This window comes from Paenibacillus lutrae (assembly GCF_009757775.1).
In the GTDB taxonomy this organism is placed as follows: domain Bacteria; phylum Bacillota; class Bacilli; order Paenibacillales; family NBRC-103111; genus Paenibacillus_F; species Paenibacillus_F lutrae.
On record NZ_RHLK01000001.1, the window covers coordinates 572,218 to 584,866 of the forward strand.

Annotated in this window: 12 protein-coding genes; 1 reads left to right on the forward strand and 11 read right to left on the reverse strand. The window is 47.0% G+C overall.

Annotated elements, in window-relative coordinates; genetic code table 11:
- Window positions 1-222 precede the first annotated feature (222 nt).
- On the forward strand, window positions 223-660 hold the full coding sequence (locus EDM21_RS02135; RefSeq protein WP_235918008.1) for a MarR family winged helix-turn-helix transcriptional regulator: 438 nt from the start codon (window positions 223-225) through the stop codon (window positions 658-660).
- A gap of 206 nt (window positions 661-866) precedes the next feature.
- On the opposite strand, the gene EDM21_RS02140 is transcribed toward EDM21_RS02135, so the two are convergent.
- The 11 genes from EDM21_RS02140 to EDM21_RS02190 all read right to left on the reverse strand — a co-directional run bounded on the left by EDM21_RS02140 (window position 867) and on the right by EDM21_RS02190 (window position 12,548).
- Window positions 867-1,343, reverse strand: a complete 477-nt coding sequence (locus EDM21_RS02140) for a DinB family protein (RefSeq protein WP_157332463.1) — start codon at window positions 1,341-1,343, stop codon at window positions 867-869.
- A 157-nt stretch (window positions 1,344-1,500) separates the two neighbouring features.
- The gene (locus EDM21_RS02145) at window positions 1,501-2,262 is read right to left on the reverse strand and encodes an SDR family NAD(P)-dependent oxidoreductase (RefSeq protein WP_157332465.1); all 762 of its coding nucleotides are present in this window, start codon (window positions 2,260-2,262) and stop codon (window positions 1,501-1,503) included.
- A 137-nt stretch (window positions 2,263-2,399) separates the two neighbouring features.
- Window positions 2,400-2,804, reverse strand: a complete 405-nt coding sequence (locus tag EDM21_RS02150) for a hypothetical protein (RefSeq protein WP_157332467.1) — start codon at window positions 2,802-2,804, stop codon at window positions 2,400-2,402.
- 223 nt (window positions 2,805-3,027) lie between these two features.
- Window positions 3,028-5,982: an S-layer homology domain-containing protein gene (locus tag EDM21_RS02155; protein ID WP_157332469.1), complete on the reverse strand. Its 2,955-nt coding sequence runs from the start codon at window positions 5,980-5,982 to the stop codon at window positions 3,028-3,030.
- Window positions 5,983-6,153: 171 nt separating this feature from the next.
- Window positions 6,154-7,248 carry a GerAB/ArcD/ProY family transporter gene (locus tag EDM21_RS02160; RefSeq protein WP_157332471.1) on the reverse strand — a complete coding sequence of 365 codons (1,095 nt, stop codon included), beginning with the start codon at window positions 7,246-7,248 and terminating at the stop codon, window positions 6,154-6,156.
- A gap of 51 nt (window positions 7,249-7,299) precedes the next feature.
- Window positions 7,300-7,488 (reverse strand): hypothetical protein, encoded by a 189-nt coding sequence (locus tag EDM21_RS02165; RefSeq protein ID WP_157332473.1) that lies wholly within the window; start codon window positions 7,486-7,488, stop codon window positions 7,300-7,302.
- 43 nt (window positions 7,489-7,531) lie between these two features.
- Entirely contained in the window at window positions 7,532-8,680 is a 1,149-nt protein-coding gene (locus tag EDM21_RS02170; RefSeq protein WP_166541781.1) for a Ger(x)C family spore germination protein, read from the reverse strand.
- Window positions 8,677-10,128 carry a spore germination protein gene (locus EDM21_RS02175; protein WP_157332477.1) on the reverse strand — a complete coding sequence of 484 codons (1,452 nt, stop codon included), beginning with the start codon at window positions 10,126-10,128 and terminating at the stop codon, window positions 8,677-8,679. Before EDM21_RS02175 ends, EDM21_RS02170 begins: the two co-directional genes overlap by 4 nt.
- A 228-nt stretch (window positions 10,129-10,356) precedes the next feature.
- Window positions 10,357-10,704, reverse strand: a complete 348-nt coding sequence (locus EDM21_RS02180; RefSeq protein ID WP_157332479.1) for a hypothetical protein — start codon at window positions 10,702-10,704, stop codon at window positions 10,357-10,359.
- A gap of 111 nt (window positions 10,705-10,815) precedes the next feature.
- Window positions 10,816-10,998 (reverse strand): hypothetical protein, encoded by a 183-nt coding sequence (locus EDM21_RS02185; RefSeq protein ID WP_157332481.1) that lies wholly within the window; start codon window positions 10,996-10,998, stop codon window positions 10,816-10,818.
- Complete coding sequence (locus EDM21_RS02190; protein ID WP_235917978.1) at window positions 10,995-12,548, reverse strand: FAD-dependent oxidoreductase; 1,554 nt, start codon at window positions 12,546-12,548, stop codon at window positions 10,995-10,997. The genes EDM21_RS02185 and EDM21_RS02190 overlap by 4 nt, the downstream gene beginning before the upstream one ends.
- Between the last annotated feature and the right edge of the window lie 101 nt (window positions 12,549-12,649).

Consider the following 12,649-nt stretch of genomic DNA (forward strand, 5'->3'; position numbering starts at 1 on the left):
GCACTCTGAGTCTTGGCTTGTTCATAGCGTTATGCTCTGCCCCTTTGCAATTCCGTTATGATTTCGATACAATAAATTTTGATAAAACGTAAGTTGATCTAGTATCTAGAATTTCTAATATCTCGATAATCAAGATATATTACATCTTAAAAGGAGGGGATATCCTTGTCAAGTGATCGGCAAGATCAACCAACAGATCTTCAGGAAAATTTCACCTTGCGCATGAGGGGCCTGGGATCCCGGACGGTCCTATACCAGCAAAATGTAGCTGCTTCTCTAGGCTTATACAATAATGATTTTTTATCCGTAGATATCCTTCGTGAGAAAGGTCCCATTACCGCAGGTGAACTGGCAAAACTAACAGGACTTGCTACAGGAAGCGTTACTACATTAATTGACCGGCTTGAAAAAAACGGTTTTGTCCGCAGGGAAAACGATCCAAACGACCGCCGCAAAGTGATTATTGTTCCTTTGTATGAAAATAAAGAAGAGGTCACCAATACGTACCATCCTCTTCACGCCGCCATGATTAAACTGGCTTCTTCCTATACGGATGAAGAGCTTGAATTCATTACTCAGTTTCTAGATAAAGCAAGTGCGGTCCTGGAAGAGCAGATTCATCATCTCAGCTCCTCGGCGCGCGGCAAAGCCCCTTCCTGAACCTTACATCGGAGCCTTTCAATACACAGACCACCTCGTATGGAACCCTAACAAACAAGGCGGCCGCTGAATGTTGCAGGAGCGAATGCCTTGTTCCACTTTTTTCCTCGCGATTGATCCAGAAATCCATTTTCATTTTATATGTTCAACGCAAAAAACCGCCAAAATTGGCGGCTGCTCGTTCATATCCAAAACTTTCTATGTAACTACAGATTGTTATTTGCAAATCGTTTTAATAGTTGAATCGTATTAAAATGCATGCCTTCGTGATTGAGGCTGAAGTTTAACAATTCTCCAATTGTCTCAAAAGTTAATCCGCTGCCCAAAGTAAATGGTTTTTGTATAGGTTCGCCTAAGCGGCTTTGTAACGTCTGCTGAATACGTTTGGGCTGGTCTGCCAGCAGTTCAAGTAACACCTCCAGTTTTGGCGCTTCCTCATTCCAATCCGCAGGTTTGGTGCCTTTTGCAAATAAACGATCGAAGTTCTCCGGGAGCTGCAAAGGATCTCCAGAGAAATAAAAGGCGAACTTCTCTTGAACCAAGTAAATATGCCCCAAATTCCAAATCACATTGTTGTTGAATCCCTCTGGTATGACAACTAAAGTGTTCTCAGATATTCCTTCAACAGCCTGAATCGTAAGATGACGTACAAATTCAATTTGCTTGAACACGACTTGGTCCATATTGCGCCTCTTTCCTTTTGAAATGGATGACTTGATACGATGGAAAATATAACCTTACCATTAATATTTTAACACAACCTAATTATAACAGGGACAAAAGCTAGATACTCACATGTCGTCCGTGATTCGTCTGGCGCGCCTCCTTCTCCTGTCCGCTTTAAATGGCAGGCATGACGTTGCCTCCGTTGACGGGAATATACGCGCCCGTAATAAAACTAGCAAGATCTGATGCTAAGAACGCTACCACATTGGCGATCTCCTGATCCGTTCCTCTTCGTTGTAACGGTACGTTGCGCTCGTAGGAAGCGCTGTTCTCCATACCTGCAGCTCTGTCTTTCTCACTGATCGTCCAACCGGGAGCAACTTGATTAACAGTGATTTGATGCCCACCGATCTCTTTGGCTAGTGTCCTGTACAGCCCATCCATCCCGCGCTTACCCGCCACATAAGCCGATTGCGTCGGAAAATTCTGCATGGAGCATTCCGTATTAATGCCAATAAAGCGCCCATAATTTCTTGCGATCATAGCCGGCAGGAACGCTTTAGCCAAGTAGACACTTTGCATTACACAGGAGTCGAATTGACTTAGATAATCTCCGGGGCTTTGTTCAAGTACGCTCTTCCACTGGTATTGAATAACCGCATTGGCCACCACAATGTCAACATGCTGCAATTGTCGTTTAATGGCTTCGTGCATGGTCGCGACCGAGCAGCCATTTGTAATATCGGCTTGCACGGCTATCGCTCTTCGTCCCATGGCTTCAATTTCTTGAACAATTTCCCTGGCTTTCATCTCATTCTTATGATAATGAATTACCAAGTCTGCTCCGCAAACTGCCATTGTTCTTGCCATTACCCGGCCCAATTCACCAGTAGCACCGGTAACAAGTACGATTTTATTCGTTAAATTAATTTCCATACAGACGCTCCCCTTATGAATTTCCGCTTATATACGCGTTTAACTTTGATGGTTAAACTCTTATAGTTTACATAATTATTGTTATGTAAACTATAATGGCATTGAAAATGTCATTCTTTTCAACGAACTATCATCTATTATTTCCTCTTCGGTTCCTCCCCAATTAAGCCGAGCAGAAACATTTGAGAAAAAGCGTATCCTTTATACGTTTTGGAAACACAAGCAGGAATTGTCAGATCAAGATCCAGGTAAGTAGTGAGTAGTTGTTGAGTAAATTCTTTTTGGTTCGTTAAGGAATATTCCTGCAATTGTTTGGCAAACTCTCTGCTGACCTTATCTCTACCCCCAAGAGCTTGCTGCAATTGGTATCCCGCCCTATAGAGATCGGCCGCTATTTCTTCATCATCCTTCCGATGTTCTGCTACATAGACCGAAATCCAGTCACGCACCAGGGATGAAGTGTCTTTGTTATTTTCTTTGGCGGCTTGTTGAAAACTATCTTTTAAATCTTTGGATATGCGTATATGCAAATTCGTATCCATTGGTCAGTTGCCTCCTTTCAAGTTAATTCCAGTATAACAAACTGTATATACATCGTAAACACAACATAAATACAAATAAACTTAAATTTTCGATTCCCCTCACTATTAGTAGTAAATTAGCAGTACGTAATGGCTTCTTTGTATACCTACTCCATCTAGCATAAAAAGAGATATTCCAGTGAAGGAATATCTCTTTCGTTTGGATTTCTTCAAGAAAATACCTTTAAAGTATGACCCTTACCTCTGCATCCTTGTAACCTGTTGCTTTTACTTTAAAGTTATACTGCTTACCAGGCATTACAACTCCCATCCACGGGATCATAATTCTCCCTGGAATTGAGAGATTATAAGTCGGCGTTATAGGCTGATTATCCCATTCAATAGCCGTTATTTTACTTCTCCAGTTCGCGTCATCGATGAATGAAAATTCTACCATAAGCGGCGAAGCGAAACCCGTTAATATTGGCGGCATAGATTCTGCCAGGGTGACATTAAATTCTGTATAGTTGGTTCCGCCTTTTCCATCATTTGCGGTCACTCTAACGATAGTTGAACCGTTTAACAAGGGTGTAATGGTCAGGTCTGTACCATTGACGGTTACGGTTGCCTTTGACGGATCGGAAGATACTGCCGTATACGTCAGGGCATCGTTATCCGGATCGCTGAAGACGTTAGACAGACTAACAATCCGATCCCCTGACGCAATAGGAACCATGAGAGGATTAATGATGTTCTGTACGACTGGCGGCTGATTCACCAGCACCGGTATTTTCGATCCCGCTATTACTGCGCGGGCCGATAATGACGTATGGGTTGCCGTGTTAGTCCCTGCATATGAAATTGCAGCCAGAGCACTCTCAGCCGCTACCCGATCTGCCGTACCTGCCGTCAAATCTTTCCCCGCAGCTACCGCATTTTCCAAAGCAATAACAAGAGCTTCCGCTGTATCGGCAGCTGTTAGGGTTGCAGCAGCTGCGTCAACTCGTCCAATAACGGCATTCTTGGTTCCGGTTGTTACATTTGTATAGGAAATAAGAGCTGCTGCCGTATTGGCTGTCAGTCGATCCGCTGCTGCCGCCGACAAATCTTTGGTATCCGCAACAGCTGCCTCTAAAGATCGTACATTCATCTCTAAAGTATCAGCTGTATTCATGAAACCGGTACTCGTGTTAACACGGTTCGTCAATGAGGCTTGCGTAGCGCTATTCAGTCCGGAATAATCAATCTCTGCTAATGCGATATCCGCAGATACACGATCCGCTTTCCCCGGCAGCAAGTTTTTAGTATCCCCGGTAGCATTCTCTAATGCCGTTACCTTTCCCGTTGCCTGGGCCGCTAATGTAAGGAAAGATTGAACCGCATCCAGCCGTAATTGGAATTCGTCTTTGCGGACTGCATCCGTAACAGAGGACACTAAAATTTGCGCGGATTGAAGTGTCTGATTGACGGCGGACACATGCTCTGTCTTACTGAAATCTTTATCTTCAGCCGCCAATTGTTCCGCTGCCATTACGGCAACCGCTACCGGATCAGCTGCCACCGATATTGTAAATGTCCTCTGAATCATTCCGCCTTTTCCGTCGTTTGCCGTAATAGTAATCGAGGCGGCTCCAACTGAAATCGGTTTAATCATAATATTCCCGTCCACAGCTGCTGATGCTATGTTCCCATCTGTGGAGGACACTGTAAACGTTAAAACATCCCCGTCCGGATCGCTGAAATGCGCTGCCGGATTAATGCTGATTGCGGTCCCGCCTGCTGTACCCGTTTGATCCACGATTTCTTGGACGACGATCGGATTCCGATTCCCAGGATCATAGGTGACCACTTCCAAGATCGGCGGTGATACTTTGCCTGTTCCGCTACTAATCGCATCATCTGATTGATAATTAATTTGTATGCGGGCTAAGTAGCCCACTGCCTGAGAAAGTTGTAATTGCACCTTCGGACCTGCTATCCGTACTTCTTGCAGCGGAAGAAGAGCAGCCTGCGGATCATCGGCATCCCTAATAACAAAATCGTTCAAAGCCGGGATCGAATTCGGATCCAAGTCTTCTTGATAGGTAATCACTAGCGTATCGGCACTGGTAAAGGATACGACAGGCTGTCCCATCCGGGGAACACGCAGCTCAAGGACAGAACCGGGCACGGAAACATTCGCGCTGGTATCGACTGCATATACCTTGTACCTTCCGGCCTGAAGTCCTGTCGTCACTATCGCCGTGTGGGTTTGAGCTCCAGTCACCGATGCTTTGTGAGCCCAATTGCCGGATACGAGGAGCTCCAGCTGTTCTTTATTGACCGGACTCTCTGAATCCGGTACGAGATAGACCGTACCCGCCTCGCTGCTAGTCACGATCACGTCATGGCCGATATCGACGGGAGTCGAAGATACAATGCCCACGGTTGGTGCTGTCCGGTCTTCATAGCTGCTTCCTCCGCCGCTGCTTCCTCCAGTGCTTGGGGCTGGCGGTGCAGGTATATTCGGTGTGGGCACGGGTGCCGGCTCCACTGGTTTTGGCGTCTCCGGATTAGACGGAGTTGGATTCGGAGCCGAATTTTTCTGTACTTCTGCCAAGAATTTAACCGCGACGGATGCGACTTGCTCTCTGGTTGCATTCCCTTTGGGATTAAAAGCGCCATTCTCATAACCGACCAGGAGACCGAGTTCTACCGCTGCGCCTACTGCATCCTTAGCGTAATCGGCAATAGAAGCCGCATCGCTGAATTTCAGATCAGCCGCTTTGCCGGTGGTATCGATTCCTAATGCACGCACGAAAATAATGGCCATATCCTGACGGGACAGATTCTGACCGTTCCCGAAAGTTCCGCTTCCTTGGCCTTGGATTAATCCGGCTTTGACTGCCGCCTCTACATATGGAAACGCATAATGAATGACCGGAACATCAGCGAACGTAGGTTGGGCTGGTGCAGCGGATATATCAAGCTGCAGCGCCTTGACCAGTACAATCGCAAAATCTTGCCGGGAAATATTTCCTTGCGGATCAAAGCTTCCATATCCCTTCCCGTCCACTATTCCTTCATTTGCAAGCTTGAGAATCGCCTCTCTGGCAAATGATTTGTCGATGTCACCGAAAGAAGTCGCCGCTTGGGCAGGAAGTGCCAAAGAACAGAACAAGGCGGCGGCAGTGACTACTTTAACCATATTTTTCTTCATCGTTGCTCCCCTTTTATACCTCTGATTCAAATCATATGAAAAATTATAGCTGCAAGGCCTGAACGGATTCTGAACAATAAGTCATTCCCACGAATTTCCCGCTAAAATAAAAAAACCGCGCAGCGCGCGGATCTTGTAAATATTCTTGTCTTCGGTGCAGATAGCCGGCCTCTAATGAACTTTCTTCCTGCCCAACTGTCCCCGGACAAGGGCTAGTATTAAATAATACAGCGGAATGCCATTAATGACTACCCAGAAAGAAATGAAACCCGCCTCTGTTAATTCCTTCTGAAACCAGCTGATATTCTGTGAGTACTGAAAGGCAGCCACGGTTGCTGTTCCTACCAGAATTGCGTTAAGAGGTTTCTTTTCCTGAAGCTTAAGAAGATGTCCTATACAGGCAACCCCAACATAGATCAGGAAAGCATCGTGAATAATCATGGATGTTGCCCATAAACCAATGAAGACGGGATCTGCATGACCGATCAGTCCCGTGAAAGAAGTCCCCCGGATTAATTGAAGAATCGGATACTTGAGTTGACTGCCGTAATGAATCCCGAAATTAAGGATTACGAGAAGCCATGTCACTAGGACTGAGAACGTCACAAGCGTGTTTGATAGCAGCAGATTCCTGAGTGTCTTCTTATCGAAGGGAATATGCGGCGTAATGAACAGAAATATGAACCATTCTCCAATCCATGAGATTACACTCATGACATCATTGAAGACGATGGATGAATCATAATGGGTTAAGAGTGCCGGAAGCATCTGATAATCCGCATCCGCGGAGAAAAGGATTAATAAAAAAACAATCCCCAGAAGGATGATGATAAAAGTACCGTCCGCAATATATACCAGTGTAGTAAACCCCCATCGGGTCGTTACCCATATGACAACTCCAATCATGAATTGAAGCACCCAAGACGGCGTTTCTCTCATATAGAGGGTGCCATAGAATAAACTAAACTGTTCAATATCCAGAGAAACATAATAAACACTCCAGAATACAAGCAGGAGAAGAACTGCCCTGTGACCCCATTTACCGGCGATTTTCTCACCGAAATCAACCCAGGATTGTCCTGCTGTCATTTTGCCTAATTTGTAAGTACCGAGGATTAGCACAATATTAACGGCTCCGCCAATTACCATTCCGATCCACCCTTGGTACCCGGAAGTAGCGATCAAGGGCGGGATCATAAATGCCAGCGGGATTGTAAGCATGTAAATACATGCGAACCGGAAAGTTTGAAACGAAGTCGTATGCATGTTTGCACCATCCCTTGGACATGTGTATGTTGGATACCAATCTAATCCGGATTACATCCAACCGAGTAAATACATAATCAATCGGATGGGATTTGGCCACCATGGAATAAAATTTGCAGCCAAATTCCAGACCAGCATCAGCGAAAAAAACCACCAGAATGCTTTTTGACCACCGGAAGGTTTATCTTTGCATTGTCTCCATTCGAATACAGCTATAACGGCAAAACAAATGGCGATCATGAAGACACATCCTTTCAGTTACATCAAACTTGCGCCTGCTCATTTAAGGCTGGTTGGTGATATGAGTGACATCTATCTTCGCTTTGACTACAACATCGCCTTGGTTCTTGTAATAGTCCGGCCAATCCTCACGGATTTTCTCCCAGTATTGAGGATAATTCCATTCCAGGAGCAGCCCTAATTTCAGAGCATCCGAACCGTATTTCTTCGTCATCCTTATCGCAGAATTCAGGTCTTTCTCAATTTTGGATGCGAGCAGTTTCTCAATCATAAGGGTCCGTTCGGTATCGCTTCGGCGCTTGGTATCTTTGCTGTAGATCAAGTCGCCGGAACCTTCGAGATGGATGGTAAACTGCGGACCTTGCGGTGTCATCTTCACTTTACGGGTTGCCTTGAGTTGATCCAGCAGTACACCCCCCCGGCTTTTCCCTTCATCCCAGGTGACCGAAAAGACTTGTCTCCCCAGCCGCCCTGTAGCCCAGGCGAGTGCTCTGGCTTCTGAGGCTTCCAGAGTTCCCGTCATTTTGAGGCCTTGGTACAGCGCCGCCCCTTGTATCCCCGCCCATTTCTGCAACTTTTCATTCTCGCTGGGCATGGGCTGGTATCGAACCGACATATAATTCGTTCCGAAACCTACCTGTGAGGTGTAAGCCATCAGAGCTTCTTTCACACTGGTAGTGAACATGGTGCGCTGTAAGTTCATTTTACGGATGACTTCGGCAGGCATTTGTTCATAAAGAGGCGTCAATTCCGCTACCTCTCTGGCTTTACGGGGAGCCGTGGCCAGGAAGGCGCTAATATGAAAGCTGTGCTCTTTGGTTATCCAATCAAGCAAATCTCCAATTCCCGATTCTGCATAATCCCGTCCGACGATAATTTCCCGGGTATGACCGAAATTTAAACGACGGGTAAGGTCTTTTTGAATTTGGCGTATGGCATCCGGGATCGTTACATCCGATTTGGAGACCATCGCATAGGATTTCCCGTTCGCACCGCTGCTCCCGGCCTGCTGACCGGCCATCATCCGGTTGGGTAAAGGACTGCTTATGGTAACCTCCACGGTTCCGGGCTCCTTCCCTATATCGACATAAATGGCGAATACGAAAATTTGTTCATCCACTTCAATTTTGGACCAGCATCCGCTTAAAAGTAGGACTGGGATCATAATTATCAACCATTTGGAGGATTTCACTTCGACTTCTGTCTCCTTGGATTGCGTGTCGTGTAAGCAGTTGTTCTCGTCTTCATAACCGGTGCCGGGACCCGGACAAATATATCTTTCCAATCCTTGAAAACTAAAGGAGCCAAGGGCTGCATATAAGGCGCTCCGAAAGCACTCAGATTGGCCAGGTGTCCAAATACGATAAACGTTGTAATAAAGACACCGATCAGCCCCGTCGTTCCCCCAATGATAAGGAGAGGAAATCTGAGGAGACGAAACGCCAGCCCGAGTTCAAAGTGAGGGATAATATAAGAAGCAATTCCCGTAACCGAGACGACAATCACCATAGGTGCGGAGACGATCCCGGCCTGTACGGCGGCTTGTCCGATTACAATTGCACCGATGATAGAGATGGTTTGTCCGACCGGTTTGGGAATCCGTGTGCCTGCTTCGCGAAGCCCCTCAAAGGTTAGCTCCATAATGAGCGCTTCCGTTAAAGCGGAGAATGGGATGTTCTCCCGGGCCGCTGATATCGTTACAAGCAGCTCCGTAGGGATCATTTCGGGCTGGAACGTTGTTATCGCCACATAAAGTGACGGGAGGAGCATCGAAATAGCCGCAAAGAACATTCGGACGATCCGGATCCAGCTGGCAGACATATAACTCTGATAATAATCTTCAGAGGATTGCATCAGAGAGAACAATGTAACCGGCACCAGAAGGGCCGATGGTGTCCCGTCCTGCATAATTCCGACTCTTCCTTCCAGAAGAGAAGCGGCAACTGAGTCCGGACGCTCCGTATATTGAAACTGAGGAAATGGGGTGCGAGTCCCTTTTTTCATCAGCTCAGCCGTATAGCTGATGCCAAGGACTCCGTCAATGGATATCTTATTGAGTTGCTGATCGAGCTCCCGAACAATTGCCGGCTTACATAACCCTTCGATATATACGATATAAATGATCGTTTTCGTATAGGTACCGACTTCATAACGGATGGTTTTCAGGTCGGGATGCTTAATTTTGTGTCTTAGCAGAGACAGATTCGTGTTGATATCTTCAATAAAGGCTTCTTGGGGGCCGATCACAACGAGTTCATTTTTGGATTCGGAAACGGCTCTTTTCTCATATTTCACAAGATCAAACAAGTAAATTCTGTGAGCTTCATTCAAGCACAAGAGGACCTTCCCCTGAACCAGCTGATTCACTGCATCCTCAGTGGTCTGGGCCAGTACGGAAGGCAGTGGAATCAGCGTCCCCTGATCCAGTCTCTCCACCAGATTTTCCTTATTCGCTTGTAAAGTCGATTCTTGGATCAGAATAGCGGCAATTCGTTCCTGCATGACAGGAACATTAATAATGGATTCAATATAAATAAGGACACAGGTATGACCGTGAATGAGAAAACTCTGATAAACAATATCCTCATTATCTGTGAGCTGTTCTTTCATATACTCCATCAATGTTAGGTTCGTAGCCATAAGCTTTCTCTGCTCCTGACAATTCATTCTTGTGTATAGAGTGCCAGAAAATATTAGAAGTTATACAAATAACGAGGTGCAAAGAATACGGGACACAAAGCGGAACAGAGATAAGTCAGGGGTGGGAGAAATTAGCCAAATCGCGGCAAAGAATCATTTATCTTCGAAAAGAAAAAAAAGCCGCGCAGAACGCAGCCTCGAACGGGTATATATCATTCCAATCCTCTGTTATTGAAAAGAAACGAGAAAGGCCGAAATTCCGGTCCAGATCGACGGATAAACTCCAACGGTATACGTATCGTAAGGCAGGTTATAAACATAAGAATAGCTCGTACCCGGACCGCCGTAGGACTGGGCAAAAACCGGCTGGCCGCTGCTATTCGTGACCGATACACTCCAGTAAGGGGACACTCCATGCTCCGGTCTGCCGCCTTCACCTTCGACCACGACTTTTAAAGTCCCTTGTCCGGTAATCGTCTTGGCCGGGTAGTTCGGAGCAGCTGAAGCAGACATGAATGGCAGCACGGCAAAGAGAACACAAGAGATGAGCATAACCGAAATCATTTTTCTCCTCATCGCATTCACTTCCTTTTCAATTGGTAAATTACGGCGACCCGCACCGTACAACTCTATGCCGCCCGCACATTCCCTAGACCCATCTTATTTATGGATGACAAACAGCCCCGGTTACATAACCGAGGCTGCAGGCTGATTGTAGCGGAATGTGGAAGGAATAGCTTCCGTTACAGGGCCTTCCAAGGGGCTGCAAGGATCTCGCTGCTCATGCCGATAGCGGCTAAGGCTGCAAAGAAGCTGGCTGTCCCCCCTGAGCGCCTGCTGCTTGTTCCGCTTATCACTACTGCGCGTCATATTGAATCGGGGTCCACCTTGGCAAGCGCCTTCTTCGCGGGACCCTCGATGACATCCCCCTGGAACGAGTACCTCGAACCATGACATGGACAATCCCATGTCCGCTCCGCCTCATTCCATTCCACCTCACACCCCATGTGAGTACAAGTGGTGTCCACGATATGGAGCTTCCCGCTAGAATCCCGGTAGGCCCCCGCTCTCTTGCCATTCACCTGTACGACCGAACCTTCGTCCGCCGCAAGTTCTCCGGCATCCTTCCGGGTCTGTTCCAGCTTGCCGCCGATTAGCTGCTTGGCTACATTAGCATTCTGCGTCATAAAGGTTTTGATGTCGGGATCGCTGTGAAAACGCTGCGGATTGAACACTTCTTCGTATGGGCTCTTCTCTCCCGCTACAAGCTTCGTATTCAGAATTGCCGCTACGATACTGTTCGTCATCCCCCACTTCCGGTAGCCGGTTGCAAGCAGAAGATTCGGAACACCTGACAGCTGTTGCCCGATGTAGGGCATTTTGTCCAGCGTGTAAATGTCCTGCGCCGACCACCGGTAGAGAATATCCCGGAGCCCGAACGTCTCCTCGCCAAACTTCTGGAGGTGTTCGTAATATTGAAAGGTGCACAATCCCTGGCCCGTCTTATGCCCTTCACCGCCGATAATAACCGCCGGTTCTCCATTCAATAGAACAGACCGCAGCGAGCGCTTGGGATCCTCAGCACTGAGGTACATCCCGCCGGGATAAGGCTTCTCCGTCCGGGCTGCGAGCACGTATGACCGCTCCGTATGCAGACGGGAGAAATACAGCCCCTTGAAATCCATAAAGGGATAGTGTGATGCACTTACAAGGTTATGGCAAGTTATCCGGGGCCCGTGCTTCGTCTTTACAAGTAACGGCTTCTCCAGAGCGGCTCCGACTACCGTTGTCTGTTCGAATATCTGCCCTCCCATCCCGATGAATTCTTGGACGAGCCTGATCAGAAAAGGAACCGGATTGAACTGAGCCTGATTCTTCATAATCACGGCCGCTCTCGTCTCATAGGGCAAAGGCGCTGCATCTGCATAGGCACCCGGGATGCCCAATTTCTCATACGCCTTATATTCGTCTTGAATCTTTTTTATATAGGAATCATCATTTGTGTACACATAGGCATCTTCTTCGGTGAACTGGCAATCGATGCCCAGCTCGGTGACCGTATTTTTTACGAATTGCAGTGCTTCGTCGTTGGCTTCATAGTATAGCCGGGTTTTCTCTTCTCCGAAATGAGAAATAAATTCACTATAGGTAAGATCGTGCTGAGCGGTAATTTTAGCTGTCGTAGATCCTGTGGTCCCTTCCATTATGCGGCCGGCGTCAAGAACAGCCACCTTCAGCCCCTTCTTGGCCATAAGATAAGCCGTAGTAATCCCCGTTATACCCGCACCGACAATAACCACATCGATACTCAAATCTTCCGTTAATTTAGGAAATGCCGGAATGGAAGGGGTCGAGTGAAGCCAGTAGGATTCGGGAAACTGCGGCAAGGTGCTCGTGAAGTCTTCATTATTCTTGGTCAAGTTCATACCTCCTGAATGGGCCATGTCCTGCGTACGTTATTCCCAGAGCCTGAGCTCTAACATCTAGCGATTTGATACCCGTCTGCGGATTTGTATAAAAG

Excerpts from the sequence above, each read along its gene's own strand:
- EDM21_RS02135 (WP_235918008.1), top strand. The coding sequence starts at position 223 with ATGAGGGGCCTGGGATCCCGGACGGTCCTATACCAGCAAAATGTAGCT.
- EDM21_RS02140 (WP_157332463.1), bottom strand. The coding sequence starts at position 1,343 with ATGGACCAAGTCGTGTTCAAGCAAATTGAATTTGTACGTCATCTTACG.
- EDM21_RS02145 (WP_157332465.1), bottom strand. The coding sequence starts at position 2,262 with ATGGAAATTAATTTAACGAATAAAATCGTACTTGTTACCGGTGCTACT.
- EDM21_RS02150 (WP_157332467.1), bottom strand. The coding sequence starts at position 2,804 with ATGGATACGAATTTGCATATACGCATATCCAAAGATTTAAAAGATAGT.
- EDM21_RS02155 (WP_157332469.1), bottom strand. The coding sequence starts at position 5,982 with ATGAAGAAAAATATGGTTAAAGTAGTCACTGCCGCCGCCTTGTTCTGT.
- EDM21_RS02160 (WP_157332471.1), bottom strand. The coding sequence starts at position 7,248 with ATGCATACGACTTCGTTTCAAACTTTCCGGTTCGCATGTATTTACATG.
- EDM21_RS02165 (WP_157332473.1), bottom strand. The coding sequence starts at position 7,488 with ATGATCGCCATTTGTTTTGCCGTTATAGCTGTATTCGAATGGAGACAA.
- EDM21_RS02175 (WP_157332477.1), bottom strand. The coding sequence starts at position 10,128 with ATGGCTACGAACCTAACATTGATGGAGTATATGAAAGAACAGCTCACA.
- EDM21_RS02180 (WP_157332479.1), bottom strand. The coding sequence starts at position 10,704 with ATGAGGAGAAAAATGATTTCGGTTATGCTCATCTCTTGTGTTCTCTTT.
- EDM21_RS02185 (WP_157332481.1), bottom strand. The coding sequence starts at position 10,998 with ATGACGCGCAGTAGTGATAAGCGGAACAAGCAGCAGGCGCTCAGGGGG.